The sequence below is a fragment of the Devosia sp. genome (assembly GCF_034675085.1).
Taxonomy (GTDB): domain Bacteria; phylum Pseudomonadota; class Alphaproteobacteria; order Rhizobiales; family Devosiaceae; genus Devosia.
Window position 1 is genome coordinate 1 of the sequence record NZ_JAUCDN010000035.1, and the last position, 16,929, is coordinate 16,929.

19 protein-coding genes and 1 pseudogene are annotated in these 16,929 nt (G+C 66.1%); 13 read left to right on the forward strand and 7 right to left on the reverse strand.

The window, feature by feature from the left end:
* Positions 1-179: pseudogene (locus VDP82_RS18050) on the reverse strand (SMP-30/gluconolactonase/LRE family protein); the annotation flags it as partial.
* 120 nt (positions 180-299) lie between these two features.
* Between VDP82_RS18050 and VDP82_RS04050 the strand changes: the two are divergent.
* The gene (locus VDP82_RS04050) at positions 300-1,487 is read left to right on the forward strand and encodes an alpha-hydroxy acid oxidase (protein WP_323013559.1); all 1,188 of its coding nucleotides are present in this window, start codon (positions 300-302) and stop codon (positions 1,485-1,487) included.
* Here VDP82_RS04050 and VDP82_RS04055 read toward each other — a convergent pair.
* The 3 genes from VDP82_RS04055 to VDP82_RS04065 are packed head-to-tail and all read right to left on the reverse strand — an operon-like array spanning position 1,475 to position 3,200.
* The gene (locus VDP82_RS04055; RefSeq protein ID WP_323013560.1) at positions 1,475-2,281 is read right to left on the reverse strand and encodes an anti-sigma factor; all 807 of its coding nucleotides are present in this window, start codon (positions 2,279-2,281) and stop codon (positions 1,475-1,477) included. The two genes, VDP82_RS04050 and VDP82_RS04055, sit on opposite strands and share 13 nt — an antisense overlap.
* Positions 2,278-2,784 carry a sigma-70 family RNA polymerase sigma factor gene (locus VDP82_RS04060; RefSeq protein WP_323013561.1) on the reverse strand — a complete coding sequence of 169 codons (507 nt, stop codon included), beginning with the start codon at positions 2,782-2,784 and terminating at the stop codon, positions 2,278-2,280. Before VDP82_RS04060 ends, VDP82_RS04055 begins: the two co-directional genes overlap by 4 nt.
* 17 nt (positions 2,785-2,801) lie before the next feature.
* Positions 2,802-3,200, reverse strand: coding sequence for a hypothetical protein (locus VDP82_RS04065; RefSeq protein WP_323013562.1), 399 nt, complete (start codon positions 3,198-3,200; stop codon positions 2,802-2,804).
* A 178-nt stretch (positions 3,201-3,378) separates the two neighbouring features.
* Here VDP82_RS04065 and VDP82_RS04070 point away from each other — a divergent pair, with 178 nt between their 5' ends.
* The 10 genes from VDP82_RS04070 (at position 3,379) to VDP82_RS04115 (ending at position 11,472) form a co-directional block, all read left to right on the forward strand.
* Positions 3,379-4,326: a PfkB family carbohydrate kinase gene (locus VDP82_RS04070; RefSeq protein ID WP_323013563.1), complete on the forward strand. Its 948-nt coding sequence runs from the start codon at positions 3,379-3,381 to the stop codon at positions 4,324-4,326.
* A 153-nt stretch (positions 4,327-4,479) separates the two neighbouring features.
* Positions 4,480-5,355 (forward strand): cytochrome c, encoded by an 876-nt coding sequence (locus VDP82_RS04075; protein WP_323013564.1) that lies wholly within the window; start codon positions 4,480-4,482, stop codon positions 5,353-5,355.
* Positions 5,356-5,489: 134 nt separating this feature from the next.
* Positions 5,490-5,978 carry a hypothetical protein gene (locus VDP82_RS04080; protein WP_323013565.1) on the forward strand — a complete coding sequence of 163 codons (489 nt, stop codon included), beginning with the start codon at positions 5,490-5,492 and terminating at the stop codon, positions 5,976-5,978.
* Between the two features lie 114 nt (positions 5,979-6,092).
* Complete coding sequence (gene eda, locus VDP82_RS04085; RefSeq protein WP_323013566.1) at positions 6,093-6,728, forward strand: bifunctional 4-hydroxy-2-oxoglutarate aldolase/2-dehydro-3-deoxy-phosphogluconate aldolase; 636 nt, start codon at positions 6,093-6,095, stop codon at positions 6,726-6,728.
* A gap of 5 nt (positions 6,729-6,733) precedes the next feature.
* Positions 6,734-7,093, forward strand: coding sequence for a winged helix-turn-helix domain-containing protein (locus VDP82_RS04090; protein ID WP_323013567.1), 360 nt, complete (start codon positions 6,734-6,736; stop codon positions 7,091-7,093).
* A 74-nt stretch (positions 7,094-7,167) separates the two neighbouring features.
* Positions 7,168-7,899: a molybdate ABC transporter substrate-binding protein gene (gene modA, locus VDP82_RS04095; protein WP_323013568.1), complete on the forward strand. Its 732-nt coding sequence runs from the start codon at positions 7,168-7,170 to the stop codon at positions 7,897-7,899.
* A 12-nt stretch (positions 7,900-7,911) separates the two neighbouring features.
* A complete protein-coding gene (gene modB / locus VDP82_RS04100; RefSeq protein WP_323013569.1) occupies positions 7,912-8,592 on the forward strand; it encodes a molybdate ABC transporter permease subunit in 681 nt (226 codons plus the stop codon).
* 75 nt (positions 8,593-8,667) lie between these two features.
* On the forward strand, positions 8,668-9,648 hold the full coding sequence (locus VDP82_RS04105; RefSeq protein WP_416347075.1) for an SPFH domain-containing protein: 981 nt from the start codon (positions 8,668-8,670) through the stop codon (positions 9,646-9,648).
* A 4-nt stretch (positions 9,649-9,652) separates the two neighbouring features.
* Complete coding sequence (locus VDP82_RS04110; RefSeq protein WP_323013571.1) at positions 9,653-10,114, forward strand: NfeD family protein; 462 nt, start codon at positions 9,653-9,655, stop codon at positions 10,112-10,114.
* Positions 10,115-10,218: 104 nt separating this feature from the next.
* On the forward strand, positions 10,219-11,472 hold the full coding sequence (locus VDP82_RS04115; RefSeq protein ID WP_323013572.1) for an outer membrane beta-barrel protein: 1,254 nt from the start codon (positions 10,219-10,221) through the stop codon (positions 11,470-11,472).
* 9 nt (positions 11,473-11,481) lie between these two features.
* Here the strand turns inward: VDP82_RS04115 and galU are convergent, their stop codons facing one another.
* Positions 11,482-12,363 carry a UTP--glucose-1-phosphate uridylyltransferase GalU gene (galU, locus tag VDP82_RS04120; protein ID WP_323013573.1) on the reverse strand — a complete coding sequence of 294 codons (882 nt, stop codon included), beginning with the start codon at positions 12,361-12,363 and terminating at the stop codon, positions 11,482-11,484.
* A gap of 93 nt (positions 12,364-12,456) precedes the next feature.
* Here galU and galE point away from each other — a divergent pair, with 93 nt between their 5' ends.
* Together galE and VDP82_RS04130 are read left to right on the forward strand one after the other, a co-directional pair.
* Positions 12,457-13,443 carry a UDP-glucose 4-epimerase GalE gene (gene galE / locus VDP82_RS04125; RefSeq protein WP_323013574.1) on the forward strand — a complete coding sequence of 329 codons (987 nt, stop codon included), beginning with the start codon at positions 12,457-12,459 and terminating at the stop codon, positions 13,441-13,443.
* A 91-nt stretch (positions 13,444-13,534) separates the two neighbouring features.
* Positions 13,535-14,683, forward strand: coding sequence for a DUF459 domain-containing protein (locus VDP82_RS04130; protein WP_323013575.1), 1,149 nt, complete (start codon positions 13,535-13,537; stop codon positions 14,681-14,683).
* On the opposite strand, the gene hpt is transcribed toward VDP82_RS04130, so the two are convergent.
* Both hpt and VDP82_RS04140 read right to left on the reverse strand, forming a co-directional pair.
* A complete protein-coding gene (gene hpt, locus VDP82_RS04135; RefSeq protein WP_323013576.1) occupies positions 14,680-15,222 on the reverse strand; it encodes a hypoxanthine phosphoribosyltransferase in 543 nt (180 codons plus the stop codon). The genes VDP82_RS04130 and hpt overlap by 4 nt on opposite strands.
* Before the next feature lie 91 nt (positions 15,223-15,313).
* On the reverse strand, positions 15,314-16,741 hold the full coding sequence (locus tag VDP82_RS04140; protein ID WP_323013577.1) for a glutamate synthase subunit beta: 1,428 nt from the start codon (positions 16,739-16,741) through the stop codon (positions 15,314-15,316).
* Positions 16,742-16,929: the final 188 nt, after the last annotated feature.

A 16,929-nucleotide genomic window follows, 5' to 3' on the forward strand; every position in this document is an offset into this window, starting at 1 on the left:
GGCACGTAGCGCAGCATGCGATTATTGGGGATGTCGCTCCAGACGAGGCACTCCGCGTCGCCGAACCAGACCGGCCCCTCGGCCCACAGGCACTGGTCGTAAAGCACGTCCAGCCCGGCATTGCCCACGGTCAGGTCGCGAAATTCCTTTTCGATATGCTCCAGAACGTCGTCGGCCATGCCATCCTCCCTGCCGGGCCATTTGAGGCAAGGGCGCGGGCGCGTGCAAGCGCAATCTCGCCGCGCGATTGACAACTAACATGTTAGTTATTAGGGCAGTGTGAAACCGGAGAAACGCACATGGTCGCGCTCAACAGGATTCTCACCGTCGAAGAAATGAAGGCCGTGGCGCAGCGCCGGGTGCCCAAGATGTTCTTCGAGTATGCCGATAGCGGTTCCTATACCGAAGGCACCTATCGCACCAATGAGAGCGATTTTTCAAAAATCCTCTTCAACCAGAAGGTGGCGGTCAATCTTGAGGGGCGCAACCTCAAGGTGAAGATGCTGGGCAAGGAAATCGCCATGCCGGTGGCCATCGCCCCGGCCGCGACCGGGGGCATGCAGGTGGCCGATGGCGAGATCAAGGCGGCGCGGGCGGCCGAGAAATACGGCATTCCCTTCTCGCTCTCGACCATGAGCGTGTGCTCCATCGAGGATATTGCCGAGAATACCAGCGCCCCCTTCTGGTTCCAGCTCTATGTCATGCGCGACCGCGATTTCATCAATCGCCTCATCGACCGCGCCAAGGCGGCCAAATGCTCGGCGCTGATCCTGACCATGGATTTGCAGATCCTGGGCCAGCGCCACAAGGATATCCGCAACGGGCTCTCCACCCCGCCCAAATTCACCCCCTATTCGATCTGGCAGATGATGCAGCATCCCCTGTGGTGCCTGCGCATGCTGGGCACGAGGCGCCATACCTTCCGCAACATTGTCGGCCATGTCTCGGGCGATCACGACCTGGCCTCGCTCTCGGCCTGGACGGCCAGCCAGTTCGACCCCACGCTCAACTGGGCCGACGTCAAATGGATCAAGGAGCGCTTTGGCGGTCCGGTCATCGTCAAGGGCGTGCTCGATGCCGATGACGCACAGGCGGCGCTGGACAATGGCGCCGACGCCATCGTGGTGTCCAATCATGGCGGCCGCCAGCTCGACGGGGCGCCCTCAACCATAAGGGTGCTGCCCGAAATCGTCGATCGCGTCGGCCACAAGACCGAGATCTATCTCGATAGCGGCATCCGCTCCGGCCAGGACGTGCTCAAGGCGCTGGCCTATGGGGCCAAATCCACCTTTATCGGGCGGCCCATGCTCTATGGCCTGGGCGCGGGCGGCGAGGCGGGGGTGACGCGGGTGCTCGACATCCTGCAAAAGGAGATCGACACCACCATGGCCCTGTGCGGCGAGCGCGACGTCGCCAATATGGGCCTGCACAATATCTATTCCAACGATTTGCCGCCCCGGAACGCGCCCGCTCCCTATTCCCGGTAGGAGCGTTGCCCGGCGCCTGTCCCGCCTTCGGCGAGCTGGGCATAGACGGCGCCCGCCACATTGCGCATGCGCGCCTGGGGCAGGGTGCCGACCACGGTGCAGGTGATGCGGGCATTGGCCCAGTAAAAAGCCTCGGCGCCGCCGGTGCTGGTGAACTGGTAGGCGTTTTCACGGTCGGGCAAGGCGGCGGTGACATAGATGGTCACCCGCTCGCTGGCCTTGTCCTCATACATCAATTGCGCGGCGCGCCCGCCCAGTCCGGGCGTACCGGGCAGCAGCCGCCCTCCCATCAGGGTAAACCCCTCAGGCGCGAGATCGGGCAGGCCGAGCCGCGTCTCCAGCCGGCTGGAAAGCCAGTTGCCCAGATGCTCGCTGTCGGCGCTGTCCACCTCCACCGCATGGCGGCTTTCGGCGACATAGACGCTATGGGCGTTTACGGCATCGGCGATCAATATGGCGCTGGCCGAGGGCGCGTCGAACAGGGGGCGGGCCAGCCAGCCGACGCCTACACCCAGCCCCACCAGCAGCATGGCGGCGATGGCCGCGAGGCGGAAATTCATGCGGCGGCGGCGCTGGTTTTCGACCAGGCGCCGGGGGCGCAGGCGCGCCGGCACGGCTTCGGCGGCAACGGGGTCGAACAGGGTCCTGATGGCGTCGTTCTGGCGCAGCATCAGCTCCATTTCGGCCTCGGCCTGCCCATTGGCGGCCAGATGGGCCGCCACGGCGGCGCGCCGGGCCTCGGGCAATTGCCCGTCGGCATAGGCCATCAGCACTTCGCTTGTGATCTCGCTCATTTGACGGTTCTCAGATAGGGCTCGGAGGGCGCGCCCGTGAGCAGGCGCAGGGCGGCGCGGGCGCGGCCCAGCCGGCTCATCAGCGTGCCCAGGGGAATGCCGATGATATCGGCCGCTTCCTGATAGGCCAGGCCTTCCAGCGTCACCAGCAGCAGGGCTTCCTGCTGTTCGGCCGGCAGGGTCTCCAACGCGCGCGCCAACTCGGCCAGGTCGACATGGCCCGGCTGGGCGGCGGGGCTGGCCGGCTCGGGCACGCTGTCGAGCCGCAGCGTCTGGGCCCGGCCACGGGCGGCGCGCCGGTCATTGCGGAACAGGTTCAGCAGAATGGTGAACAGCCAGGCGCGAACCGGGCCGGCGGGGCGAAACAGGCCCCGCCGGGACAAAGCGCGTTCCAGGCAGTCCTGCACCAGATCGTCGGCCAGGTCGGCGTCGCGCGTCAGCGCCCTTGCGTAGCGCCGCAGGGCCGGCACGCAGTCTTCGAGCTGGTCGAGAAACGGATCCATGGACCCTCCGCCCGCTACTATTCGATGGCAAGGTGCCAGACGCCGCCGACGCCGTCGCCCTTGATGTCGCCGGGCGCTATGTCCTCATACCAATAATAGAGCGGCCAGCCCTTATAGGCCCACATGGTGCTGCCGTCATCGCGGGTGACCAGGGTGAAGTCGCCTTCGGCGGCGGACCCCGCCTCGGCCATGAGCGGGGGCCATTTGCCGGCGCAGTCGTCATTGCACACGCTCTTGCCGTCGCCCCTGGTGTCCTTGTCGAAGGTATAGAGCGACAGGCCATTGGCGTCGGTCAGCACCATCTTGCCGCCGATATCGGTGGATTTGACGGCGCCGCCGAGATAATCGGCGGCCAGAGCCGGGGTGGCCAGCAGCATCAGCGCCGCGGCGCCGGCCAGCATGGATCGGAACATCATGGGAAGTCTCCTCGCTGTTGCGGGGCCGGGGGACCGGCCCTCGACAGCATCAACACGCCGGGGCCCGGTTTAATCCGCGCTGCGGTGAAAATATTCGCGCCGCTGGTCAGGGGGCGGGGCGAGATGCTATGTCGCTGCCGGCCAGAACGATGGCCGGAAAGAAGCGGGGAAGCGCGCAATGTTCGTGGTGGGTGGCGAGAGCCTCATCGATCTGGTGCCGGTTTCGGCGGCAGCTGATGCCGAGCGCATGGCGCTGGCCGGCGGCTCGCCCTTCAATTGCGCCATCGCCCTGGCCAAGCTGGGCAACGAGGCGGGGTTCCTCTGCCCCATCAGCCAGGATGACTATGGCGACCTGCTGCTGGCCCCGCTGGCGGCGGCCGGCGTGGCGGTGCTGCTGGATGAGCGCGTCGCCGCGCCCACGACCAAGGCCATCGTCACCTTCAACGAGCGGATGCAGGCCAGTTATGTCTTCGAGCGCGGGGCCGACCGCGCCTTTACCCGCGAGGGGCTGCTTGCCGCCCTGCCGCAGCAGGTGCAGCTCTACCAGATCGGCGGCTTCTGCCCGATCCTGGAGGACGATGCCTCGGTCTGGCTCGACGTGGTCGAGACGGCGCTGGGGCGCGGGGCCACCGTTTCCATCGACATCAATGTCCGCGAGAAGCTCATCGAGGACGAAGCCGGCTATCGCGAGCGGCTCGACCGGTTCCTTGACCGGGCGCATCTGGTCAAGCTGTCCGAGGAGGACCATGCCTGGCTCGCACCGCACCTGACCATCGCCGAATATGCCGGCGCGCTGCTCGAGCGCCCCAATTGCGAACTGGTGGTGGTGACCCTGGGCGAATCGGGCTCGCTGGCGTTTTCGCGCGCGGCGCGCGGCCGGGCAGATATCTACGCCCCCCCGGTGTTCGGCGATACTGTGGGGGCGGGCGACAGCCTTATGGCCGGCATCCTCACCTGGCTGGGCGAGACCGGCGCGCTGGCTCCGGGGCGGCTCGGCCTGCTCGACGAGGCGGCCCTGGTGCGCACCCTGCGCTTCGGCGCCGTGGTGGCCGGGCTCAATTGCGCCCATAAGGGCTGCGTTCCGCCCAGCCGGGCAGAGGTCGATGCGGTGCTTTCGCGCCACTGAAATGCGCCCTGAGGGGACGCGACGCGATAACAGTCTGCTAACCAAGAGCCCTTCATGCGAAGCGGCGTTAACGCGGTTCCGGCTCGCAAGGTGTTGATTTCCCGTAGGGGGCGTCCCTCTGCTCAGATGCATCGAAATCCGCCGGAGACGCCGATGAAGAAGCGCCTTTTCGCCCTTGCGATTCTCGTTATCCTCGCCGCCGGGGCGGCTGTTTTCCTCTTGCGCCCGGTCTCCGGCCCGGCGCGCGATCTGACCCTGGTCGGCGATGTCGCGCGCGGCAATGACCTCATCCGGCTGGGCGGATGCGTGGCCTGCCACACCGATACCGCCAATAAGGGGGCCTTGCTGGCCGGCGGCGCCGGTCTGCAAACCCCCTACGGCACCTTCGTTCCGCCCAATATCACCGCCGATCCCGATGCCGGGATCGGGCGCTGGACGCTGGCGCAGTTTTCCGAGGCGATGAGCAATGGCCGGGGGCCGCAGGGGCCGCTCTACCCGGTTTTTCCCTATGAAAACTATACGCTTATGAGCGACCAGGAGATTGCCGACCTCTATGCCGCGCTCCAGGCCACCGAGCCGGTTTCCACCCCCGCCGCGCCCGATGCCATCGCCTTTCCGTTCAATATCCGCCCCCTGATGGCCGGCTGGCAGGCGCTGTTCTTCTCGCCGGCCCGCTTCGCCCCCGATCCGGAAAAATCGGAAGGCTATAATCGCGGCAAATACCTCGCTTACGGCCCGGCCCATTGCGTCGCCTGCCATACGCCGCGCAACGCGCTGGGGGCGCTGGAATGGGACAAGGCCTTCACCGGCTCGCCCGGCGGCCCCGGCGGGCGGGCGCCGGCGCTCACCGCCGCTTCATTGCGCGAAAAGGGCTATGACGCTGAAACCCTTGTGCAAACCCTGCGCGACGGCTTCACCCCGCGCTTCGACGTGCTTGGCGGCACCATGGGCGAAGTCATCGCCGAATCCACCTCGCACTGGGCCGATCCGGATCTGGAGGCGCTGGCGGACTATCTGCTGACCGAATAGGGCGACGCGGGGCTTATCCCCGTCGCCCGATCGTCCCCTATACTGTGTTCCTGCCTGCGCCAGTCCGGCCCCGGAATTTGACACAAGTGAAAACCCTCATAGTGTTTCCCCTATTCTGGCGCAGGGAGCATGGCATGGGGGCGAACGAGAACGATCCGGGCGATCTGCTCTACTGGAAGAAATTCCTCGCAGAGGCTGGCACTGCCTTTGAACCCACGCCTGAACCCTCTCCCTCTTTCGAGATGTTGCGGGAGCTTTATGCCAGCATAATAAGCCAATATGGCCATGCCTGTGCCATGACCGGCGAGCGTTTTGCACCTGCCGAGGGCCTGCTGCACGATACATTGGAGATCGTCGCCATCCGCCCGCTCGTGGCCGGCGGCGCGCTGCATGTGAGCAATTTCCTCTGCCTGTCTCCCGCCGCCGCCAATGCCTTTCATCGTGGGCATCTGGCGGTGGGGCCGGGACTGGAACTGCTGGCCGATCTGAGTCGCATCGACCCCGAACTGCTTGAGCGGCTAAACCCGCAAGGGCGGCTTCGCGTGCCCGACAATCCTCTCACCCACCCCGATCCGCAGGCACTGGCCTTTCACCGGCACCACATCTTCCTTGCCGGCGCGTGAGCGGCAATCCCCGCTTCGCCGCGCGCCGCTATACTGGATAGGGCGATGAAACTGCTTGCGGTCCTTGGGCTTGCGCCCTAACCCTTGCCGCACCGCTTTTGACGAGGACACACCATGCCGCAAGATGCCGCCGCCATCCGCTCCATCCTCTCGCTTGCCCCGGTGGTGCCGGTCATCATCCTCGACGATGTCTCCAAGGCCCGGCCGCTGGCCGAAGCGCTGGTGGCCGGTGGATTGCCCATTCTGGAGGTGACGTTGCGCACCCCCAACGCGATCCGGGTGATGGAGGAGATGGGCAAGGTGTCCGGCGCCATCGTCGGCTCGGGCACGGTGCGCAGCCCCCAGCACATGAAGCAGTCGGTCGATGCCGGCTGCCGCTTCATGGTGTCGCCGGGCATCTCCCCGCGCATTCTCGACGCCGCCGACGATATCGGCATTCCCCTGCTGCCGGGCATTGCCACGCCCAGCGAGGCGATGACGGCGGCCGAGCGCGGCTACAGCTTCCTCAAATTCTTCCCCGCCGAGGCCAATGGCGGTGCGCCGGTGCTCAAGGCTTTCGCCTCGCCCCTTTCGGACATCACCTTCTGCCCCACCGGCGGCATCGATGCGGCCAAGGCAAAAACCTCTCTGGCCCTTCCCAACGTCATCTGCGTGGGCGGCAGCTGGATCATGCCGGCCGACGCCGTCGAGGCGGGCGACTGGGGCCGCATCGAGGCGCTGGCGCGCGAGGCCAGCGCGCTGCGCGGCTAGCCGGGATGGCCGGGGTTCCTGCCGACGGGCTGGGGCATTTGCGGGTCGTGCTCGGGGAGTCGGCCTATATCGGCCCCGGCCGGGCCGACCTGATGGAACTGATCGAGACGACCGGCTCCATCTCCGCCGCCGGCAAGGCCATGGGCATGAGCTACAAGCGCGCCTGGGGACTGGTGCAGGCGCTCAACCAGGGGTTTGGCGTGACGCTGGTGGCCTCCAGCCGCGGCGGGGCCGATCAGGGCGGCGCGCATCTGACCGAGGCGGGACGGCTGGTGCTGGCACGCTATCGCGCCATGCAGCAGGCCACCCGGGCCGCCATCGCCGGCGACGTGGCGCTTTTGCGGGAGAAATTCGATCTCTCCTGACGGAAATATCGCTTGCGCCACCCCGAGCGCTTTGCCACAACCGATATGGTTTTGAAAACATATCGGAGTTGACGATGAAGCGCGTCGTGCTGGGTTCCCTGCTCATGGTGCTCATAGCGTCCACCGCCCAGGCGGATCAGGTCAGTGTCGCTGTTGCGGCCAATTTCACCAAGGTGGCCGAAGAGCTGGCCCCGATCTTCAAGGCCGAAACCGGCCATGACGTGGTCTACAGCTTCGGCGCCACCGGCCAGCTCTATACCCAGATCACCCAGGGCGCGCCCTTCGAGGTGCTGCTGGCCGCCGATGATGAGCGCCCCTCCAAGGCCGTGGCCGACGGGCTGGGCGTTGAGGGTTCGGTCTTCACCTATGCCATTGGCGCGCTTGCGCTTTACAGCACCTCGCTGGACCTGGCCGACGGCAAGGCGGCGCTCGAGGGCGGCGGGTTCGACAAGCTCGCCATCGCCGATCCCGAGACCGCGCCCTATGGCCGGGCGGCTGTCGAGACGCTTACCGCCCTGGGTCTGGTCGATGCCGTCACCCCCAAGCTGGTGACCGGCGAGAACATCTCCCAGACGCTGCAATTCGTCGAGAGCGGCAATGCCGAGCTCGGGTTCGTCGCCGCCAGCCAGGTGGTGGGCAAATCCGGCGTCTGGATCGTGCCGGCCGAGCTTTTCGAGCCGATCCGCCAGGATGCGGTGCTGCTCAAGACCGGCGAGGCCAATCCGGCGGCGCAGGCCTATGTCGATTTCCTGCGCAGCGACAAGGCCGTCGCGGTGATCGAGGCGGCCGGCTACGTCGTCGAATAACGGGCGAGGTTCATGCGGCTCGAGGAGATCTGGACCCCCGTCAGCCTGACGCTGACGCTGGCCGCGATCAATACGCTGATCCTGCTGCTGGCCGGCACGCCCATCGCCTGGTGGCTGGCGCGCAGCAAGAGCCGCTATCGCGAGATGGTGGGGGCGGTGGTGTCCATGCCGCTGGTGCTGCCGCCCACCGTCCTCGGCTTCTACCTGCTCATCGCGCTCGGCCCCGGCGGGCCGGGCGGCTGGATCGCCTCGCTCTGGGGCGGTCGCACCCTGGCCTTTTCCTTCACCGGGCTGGTCATCGGCTCGTTCTTTTATTCGCTGCCCTTCATGGTGCAGCCGCTGCGCAATGGTTTTGGCGCCATAGGCAATGACGCGCTGGAGGTGGCCTCGAGCCTGGGGGCATCCGACTGGCAGCGTTTCTGGCGCGTGGCCGTGCCGCTGGCCCGGCCCGGCTATATCACGGGGGCGGTGATGACCTTCGCCCATACGGTGGGCGAATTCGGCGTGGTGCTGATGATCGGCGGCAATATTCCGGGCCAGACCAAGGTCATCGCCATCGCGCTTTACGATTATGTCGAGCGCCTGCAATGGGGCGAGGCGCATATCATCGCGCTGGGCATGGTGATTTTCGCCTTTGTCGTCATCGCCATAACCCTGACCATCGACCGGCGCATCAACGTGCCCATGCCCTGATCGCGCCGTTGCGCGCGGCCGGGGCGGCCCCTATGTTCGGCCGGAAAGCGGGCAAACAGAATCAGGATGGACATGATGGACGTTTTCGGGCTGGACGGGTTCAGCGTCACGCTGATCGGGATCGGGGTTCTGGCGCTTCTGGTGCTGTTCGCCGGCGCCAAGACGGTGCCGCAGGGCTATAATTTCACCATCGAGCGCTTCGGCAAATATACCCGCACGCTCAAGCCCGGCCTCAACCTGATCGTGCCGTTCATCGACACCATCGGCAGAAAGCTGAACGTGATGGAACAGGTGCTCGACGTGCCGCACCAGGAGGTCATCACCCGCGACAACGCCACGGTCACCGCCAATGGCGTCACCTTCTACCAGATCATGGACGCCGCTTCGGCCGCCTATGAGGTGGCGCATCTGGAAAACGCCATCCTCAACCTCACCATGACCAATATCCGCTCGGTCATGGGCTCGATGGATCTGGACGAGCTGCTCAGCCATCGCGACGAGATCAATGACAGGGTGCTGCGCGTGGTCGATACCGCCGTCGCCCCCTGGGGCGTCAAGATCACCCGCATCGAGATCAAGGATATCGACCCGCCCAAGGATCTGGTGGAATCGATGGGCCGGCAGATGAAAGCCGAGCGCGAGAAGCGCGCCACCATCCTCGAGGCCGAAGGGCGCCGGCAGGCCGCCATCCTCAAGGCCGAGGGTGAAAAGCAGGCGCAGGTTCTGGAAGCCGAGGGCCGCAAGGAAGCCGCCTTCCGCGACGCCGAAGCGCGCGAACGCGCCGCCGAGGCCGAGGCGGCGGCCACCAGGCTCGTGTCCGAGGCCATTTCGGCCGGCAATGTGCAGGCGATCAACTATTTCGTTGCCAATAATTACATCAAGGCGCTGGAAGGGCTGGCGACCTCGCCCAATCAGAAGGTGCTGATGCTGCCGGTCGAGGCGGCCAGCGTCATCGGCTCCATCGGCGGCATCGCCGAAATCGCCCGCGAAACCTTCGGGTCCGGCGCCGCCAACCCGCCCCGTTCGGGCCGGGTGCCCAGCAGCGGCCAGGGCTGACCCCATGCAGCTCCTCGCGCTCATCGCCGGCATCGGTCCCTGGGCCTGGGTGGTGGCCGGCCTGGTGCTGCTGGCGCTGGAGCTGGTGGTGCCGGGCGGGTTCCTTTTGTGGATGGGCATTGCCGGCATCTGCACCGGGCTCATCGCCTTCGTGCAGCCGATCGACTGGCCATGGCTCTGGCTCATCTTCGGGGCGCTGTCGCTGGTTTCCATTACGGTGTGGGTGCGCTTTGCCCGTCATCGCCCCGACGAAGGCACCGACAGGCCGCTGCTCAACCGCCGCATGGCCCAATTGGTGGGCCGCGAGGGCGTGCTCGACCAGCCCATCGCCCAGGGCGTGGGCCGGCTGGCGCTGGGCGACACCATCTGGCGCATTTCCGGGCCCGACATGCCGGCGGGCCAAAGGGTTCGCGTGGTGGGTGGGGATGGCCCGGTGCTCCGGGTGGAGCCGGTCGCGACGGAGTGAGCCGCGCCCGGCCAAAAAGGGTTCCTTAACCATAAGCTGAAAGGATTGGCGCGTGATTGGGCGCCCTGCGGCAGCCCATTTCCATGGGTTCGGCGGAGCAGGTTTTGTCCCAGGCTTGGCGGCATATTCTGGCGGGGGCGGTGGCGCTCCAGGCGCTTTGCCTTGCCGTTCCGGCGCTGGCCGGGGGCGCCGATGGCGAGCGCCTGCTGCCCGGCGTCTACCCCGAAGCTCCGGTTCCGCTCGGCGATGCCGGGTTGCGCGAGCCCTATGATCCCTTCTTCGATGTCGACTGGTCGGTGGCGTTGCGCGGCAGCTATAGCCGCGCCAGCAGCGGCGAGCGCTTCGATACAAGGCTGGCGCCCAAAATCAGCCTCGAGCATGTCGGCACGCGCGCCGCCGTCAGGCTCGATGCTGATGCCGAGGTCACCCGCCCCAATAGTGATGGCCAGATCAGCGTCACCGGCCTGCGGCTGGGGCTGGAAGCCGGCTATGATCTGGACAGGGACACGCGTCTTGTCGGCTCGGGCGATTTCACCGTGAGCCAGGGCGTGGCCGGCACGCCCGGCATCGCCAGCAATGTCGCCTCTCCCGCGCGCAGCGTCAGCGGTGGCGGCGAACTGGGCGTGACGCGCCGGTTCGGCAAGCTCAATATCGGGCTGACCGGGGGTCTGGCCCGCACCGTCTATGGCCCGACCATGCTCGACAGCGGCGCGCTGGTCGACAATTGGCGGCAGAACTATACCGCCTATGATGCCGAGCTGCGCGTCGGCTACCAGATCACCCCGATCCTGGAAGTGTTCGCCGTGGCGGGGCTGGGACGCGATGTCTTCGACAATGCTCCGCTGGCGGGGCCGCGCCTGGATGCCACCAATACGAGCCTTCGTGGCGGCGTCACCGGCCGCTGGAACAGCGGGCTGGAGGCTACGGCTTCGACCGGGCTGGGCCTGCGCCGGTTCGATGCAGCGGGGCTGGAGGAGGTCACCAGCCAGCTTTACGACGCGCAGATTATCTATGCGCCCGATGCCACCTGGCGCTTCGGCGCCGGCTTCGCCACCACGCTGGCGCCCACCGGGCCGGATAGGGCGGGCGCGGCCCGCATCTCCCATGCCGCCAATGCCAGCCTCGACTACAAGGTCAATTCCTGGCTGGCGCTGCGGGCGGGGCTGGATTGGAACACGGCGCGCTTTGCCGGCAGCCCCGACACGGAAACCGGCCATGGCTGGCGCGTGGGCGCCGACTACAAGGTCAATGCCCACACCGCCGTCACCGCCGATTACGACTATGCCTATGCCGAAAGCAGCCGCAATGGCGTGCAGGACGCCCACCGGGTCACCATGGGCGTCACCGTCTCGCGCTGACCGGGGTGGCTATAGCCGCGCTTCGAGATTGAGCTTCTTGAGTTCGGTGAGAAAGCCGTCCTTGATGTCCTCGCGATCCAGCGCATAGACCACATTGGCGGTGAGAAAGCCGATCTTGGAGCCGCAGTCGAAGCTCTGGCCGCGATATTTGACGCCGGTGAAGGCCTGGTCCTTGAGCAGCGCCTTCATGCCGTCGGTGATCTGGATTTCTCCGCCCGCGCCGCGCGTCTGGTTGGCCAGCAGCCCGAAGATTTCCGGCTGCAGGATATAGCGGCCCGAAATGATGAGGTTGGACGGGGCGTCCTCGCGCCTAGGCTTTTCCACCATGTCGGTGATGGCAAAGCTGTTGTCGGGGCCCTCGCCGCGGGCGACGACGCCATAGGAGGAAATATCGGCGGGCGGCACCTCTTCGACGGCGATCACATTGCCGCCGGTCTGTTCATAGGTGTCCATCATCTGCTTGAGCACGCCCGGCTGGCCGCGAAACAGCATGTCGGGCAACAGCAGCGCGAAGGGGTTGTCGCCCACGATATCGCGTGCGCACCAGACGGCGTGCCCGAGGCCCAGCGGTTCCTGCTGGCGGGTGAAGCTGGTGCGCCCCGCCGAAGGCAGGTCCTTGCGCAATTCGGCCAGCGCGTGGGTCTTGCCGCGCGCTTCCAAAGTGGTTTCCAGCTCGAACTGGCGGTCGAAATGATCTTCGATGACGCCCTTGTTGCGGCCGGTCACGAAGACGAAATGCTCGATGCCGGCCTCGCGCGCCTCATCCACCGCATATTGGATCAGCGGGCGGTCGACCACGGTCAGCATTTCCTTGGGCAGCGCCTTGGTGGCGGGCAGGAAACGGGTTCCCAGCCCGGCGACGGGAAATACGGCTGTTCTGACGCGCTTCAAGGCACACTCCATTTTTAGTCCATGTAAAGCTATCTCAACCTCTGGCAAATATCATCATAAGGAATAAGGCTTTTAAAAATACGGAGTTAACCCATGAGCGTGCTGGTGACCGGGGGCGCGGGCTATATCGGCAGCCACATGGTGCTCAACCTGGCCGATGCCGGGGAGAAGGTGGTGGTGCTCGACAATCTGGTCACCGGCTTTGACTGGGCCGTGGACGGGCGCGCTCTTTTCGAGCCCGGAAATGCCGGCGATATCGAATTGGTGCTCAGGCTGATCGACAAGCACGCCATCACCGAGATCGTGCATTTCGCCGGCTCCATCGTGGTGCCGGAATCGGTCACCGATCCGCTCAAATACTACGCCAACAACACCGCCACCTCGCGCAACCTGATCGAGGCTGCGGTCCGGGGCGGGGTGAAGCATTTCATCTTTTCCTCCACCGCCGCCGTCTACGGCATGACCGGGCTCGCACCGGTGGTGGAGACGACGCCGCTTCATCCCATGTCGCCTTATGGCCGCTCCAAGCTGATGACCGAGTGGATGCTGGCCGACGTGGCCGCGGCCCACGATCTGACCTATGGCGTCTTGCGCTATTTCAACGTCGCGGGCGCCGATCCGCAGGGACGCAGCGGCCAGTCGACGCCCATGGCCACCCATCTGATCAAGGTCGCCTGCCAGGCCGCGCTGGGCCAGCGCGCCAAGATGGATATTTTCGGCACCGATTACGAAACCCCCGACGGCACCTGCGTGCGCGACTATATCCACGTGACCGACCTCATCGCCGCCCACGCGCTTTTGCTCAAGCATCTGCGCGGCGGGGGCGAGAGCACTACGCTCAATTGCGCCTATGGGCAGGGCTATTCGGTGCGGGAGGTGGTCGATACGGTCCGCTCCGTCTCGGGTGTCGTTTTTCGCGCCGAGGAAGGGCCGCGCCGGGCGGGCGATCCTGCCTCGATCACGGCGACCGGCGAGAAGGTGCGCCAGCTGCTGGGCTGGACGCCGCAGCATGACGACCTGCGGGAGATCGTCGCCTCCGCCTATGCCTGGGAGCAATATCTGATGCGGCGCAACCGCTGAGCGGGCGGCTCCCGCCGCTCACGTCGCGGCGAGGCAGTGGCGCTTGGGGAGTGGTTTTGCTAGGGAGGGGGCGATGTTGCGCGGAAGTGCCATGATCCGTCTTGCCCTCGTCCTTCTGGCCGGTCTTCTCGTCCTTGGCGAGATGGCGCCTGCTTTCGCGCAGGACCGCGAGACGGTGCTCATCGCCCAGGAGCAGAAGCGGCGGACGCTGTTCGACCTGCTTTTCGGCCCGCCCGAGCCGGCTGCCCCGGTGCAGGCGCCCCAGCAAAGGACGCAGCAGCGGGCCCCGGCCGCTTCCCTGCCGCCGCCCAAGCCGCAGGTGACCAAGGCCGAAGACGCCACCCGCCTCGCCGTTTTCGGGGATTCGCTGGCCATTGACCTCAGCCGTGCGCTGGAGCGGTTCTATGCCGAGGATACGCATCTGGCGGTCATCGACCAGGGCGTCAGTTCCTCGGGCTTCGTGCGCGACGATTATTTCGACTGGATCAAGGCCATAGACCAGCAGATCGCGGCCGACAGCTTCGATCTGGCCATTGTCATCATCGGCATCAACGACCGGCAGGAAATCCGGGTCGATGGCAAGACCTATCCGGCGCTCAGCGAGCCCTGGATCGCCGCCTATCAGGCGCGCATCAGCACCTTTCTGGCCAAGCTGCGAGCGGCGGGCAAGCCGGTGATCTGGGTGGGGTTGCCGCCTATGTCCAAATCCGACTATTCCGCCGCGATCAGCCAGATCAGCAATATCCATCGCATGGCCAGCTTTTCGGGCGGGGCGGAATTTCTCGATATCTACGAGCGCTTCCTGGGCGAGGACGGCAGATATTCATCGCAGGGGCCGGATGTAAACGGCCAGACGGCGTCGATGCGCAAAGGCGACGGCATTCATTTTTCCGCCGCAGGCTCGGACAAGATCGCCTTCTATCTCAGCCAGACCATCAGCCGCTTCTATCGGGGCGGGGGCATTCAGGTGGCGGTGGCCGATCCCCTGGCGGGCACCGATGCCGGCGCCATGCTGCGCCCGCCCTATCAGGGGCTGGGCCAGACGCGACTGCTGGAGGTGGCGGGGGCCGTCATTCCCATCAGCCGGGTGCCGGCGCGGGCGGGCGACCTGCTGACGGCGGATGCGCCGGGCGGGGCCGAGCCGCCCTTCACGCTCGAACAATTGGTCAGCGCCCCGGTGGGCCGCGCCGACGCCTTCGGGGTCGGCATCGATCCGGCCCGCGAGGAGCTGGAGTTTTAGCCGTCAATAAATCGCACCGCCCCGATATGGGGCAGGTTGCGGTTGCGCTGGGCATAGTCGATGCCATAGCCGACGACGAATTCGTCGGGAATGTCGAAGCCGATCCAGCGGGCGGCGATCTCGGTTTCGCGGCGGCTGGGCTTGTTGAGCAGGGCGCAGACCTCCATGCGGCGGGGATGGCGCGTCTCGAGAATTTCCAGCACATGCTTGAGCGTGTGGCCGGTGTCGATGATGTCCTCCACCACCAGCACGTCGCGTCCGGCGATCTCGCCGCGCAGATCCTTCAAAATCCGCACTTCCCGGCTTGATTCCATGGCGTTGCCATAGGATGAGGCCTCGAGGAAATCCACCTCCACCGGCAGGTTCAGCTCGCGCACCAGATCGGCGATGAAGATGAAGGAGCCGCGCAGAAGCCCCACCACCACCAGCTTGTCGGTATCGGCATAATAGGCCGAAATCTCCTTGGCCAGCGCCTCGACGCGCGCGGCGACGGCCTTGGCCGAAATCAGTTCATCGACGACATAGGGTTTTTGGGTCATGGGGAATCCTGCCGGGAGATGCAGGCGTTTCTAGCCAGATTTCCCCGCCCTGGGCAATGCCCCGCCCCCGAGAGGGCGAGGCAGAGGCAGTTCAGCGCGGCAGATCGGTGCGGCCCATCAGGTCGATGTCGATGGCGCGGGCAGCCTGGCGGCCCTCGCGGATGGCCCAGACCACCAGCGACTGGCCCCGGCGCATGTCGCCCGCGGCATAGACGCCCGGCACCGTGGTGCGGTAGCTCAGCGTATCGGCGAAGAGATTGCCCCGCCGGTCGAGATCGGCGCCCAGTTCGGCCAGCATGCCCTCATGGATGGGGTGGGCGAAGCCGATGGCCAGGAGCACCAGATCGGCCTTGATGATGAATTCGCTGCCCTCGATGGGTTGGCGCTGGCGGTCGACGCGGGCACATTCCACCCCGATCACCTCGCCGGCGGCATTGCCGAGGATTTTCATGGTGCCGGCGGAAAATTCGCGGATGGCGCCTTCGGCCTGGCTGGACGAGGTGCGCATCTTGACCGGCCAGTTGGGCCAGTTGGCGAGCTTGTTCTCCATCTGCGGCGGCATGGGGCGCACGTCGAGCTGGGTGACGGCCACGGCGCCCTGGCGGAACGAGGTGCCGACGCAGTCGCTGGCGGTGTCGCCGCCGCCCACCACCACCACATGCCGGCCGGCGGCGGTGAGGGGGGCTTGGCCGGAGATGTCCTCGCCGCCGAGGCGCCGGTTCTGCTGGATGAGGAAGGGCATGGCGAAATGCACACCGGCAAACCCCACCCCTTCAACATCCACCGGGCGCGGCGTTTCCGAGCCGCCGCAGAGCAGCACGGCGTCATGCCAGCGCTGCAATTCTGCAAGAGGCGTCGTCACTCCGACATTGACGCCATAGTGGAAAGTGACGCCCTCGGCCTCCATCTGGCCGACGCGGAAGTCGATATGGTCCTTTTCCATCTTGAAGTCGGGAATGCCGTAGCGCAGCAGGCCCCCGGCCTTGGGCTCGCGCTCATAGACGTGAACCTCGTGGCCGGCGCGGGCCAGTTGTTGGGCAGCGGCGAGCCCGGCCGGGCCGGAGCCGATAATGGCCACCTTTTTGCCGGTGCGGTGTGTCGCCGGCTGCGGCCTGATCCAGCCCGAGCGGATGGCCTTGTCGGCAATGGCCTGTTCCACCGTCTTGATGGCCACCGGCACGTCCTCGAGATTGAGCGTGCAGGCTTCCTCGCAGGGCGCGGGGCAGATGCGGCCGGTGAATTCGGGGAAGTTGTTGGTGGAGTGCAGGTTGCGCGCCGCCTCTTCCCAGTTGCCATTGTAGACGAGGTCGTTCCAGTCCGGGATCTGGTTGTTGACCGGACAGCCCGTATCGCCATGGCAATAGGGCACGCCGCAATCCATGCAGCGGGCGGCCTGGTCGGTCACCCGGCTCTCGGAGAGCGGAATGGTGAATTCGCCGAAATGGCGGATACGGTCGGAAGCCGGCTCATAGCGCGGTTCCTCGCGGTCGATTTCCAGAAAGCCTGTTACCTTACCCATGTCGTCCTCCCTTACTCGGCCGCCACATGCGTGCCCGAGGCGCGCTTTCTTTCCATCTCGAGGATGGCGCGGCGGTACTCGACCGGCATCACCTTGACGAATCTGGGCCGCATTTCGGTCCAGTTTTCCAGGATGTGCCGGGCGCGGGTGGAGCCCGTATAGTGCAGAGGGTTGGAGATGAGCTGGTG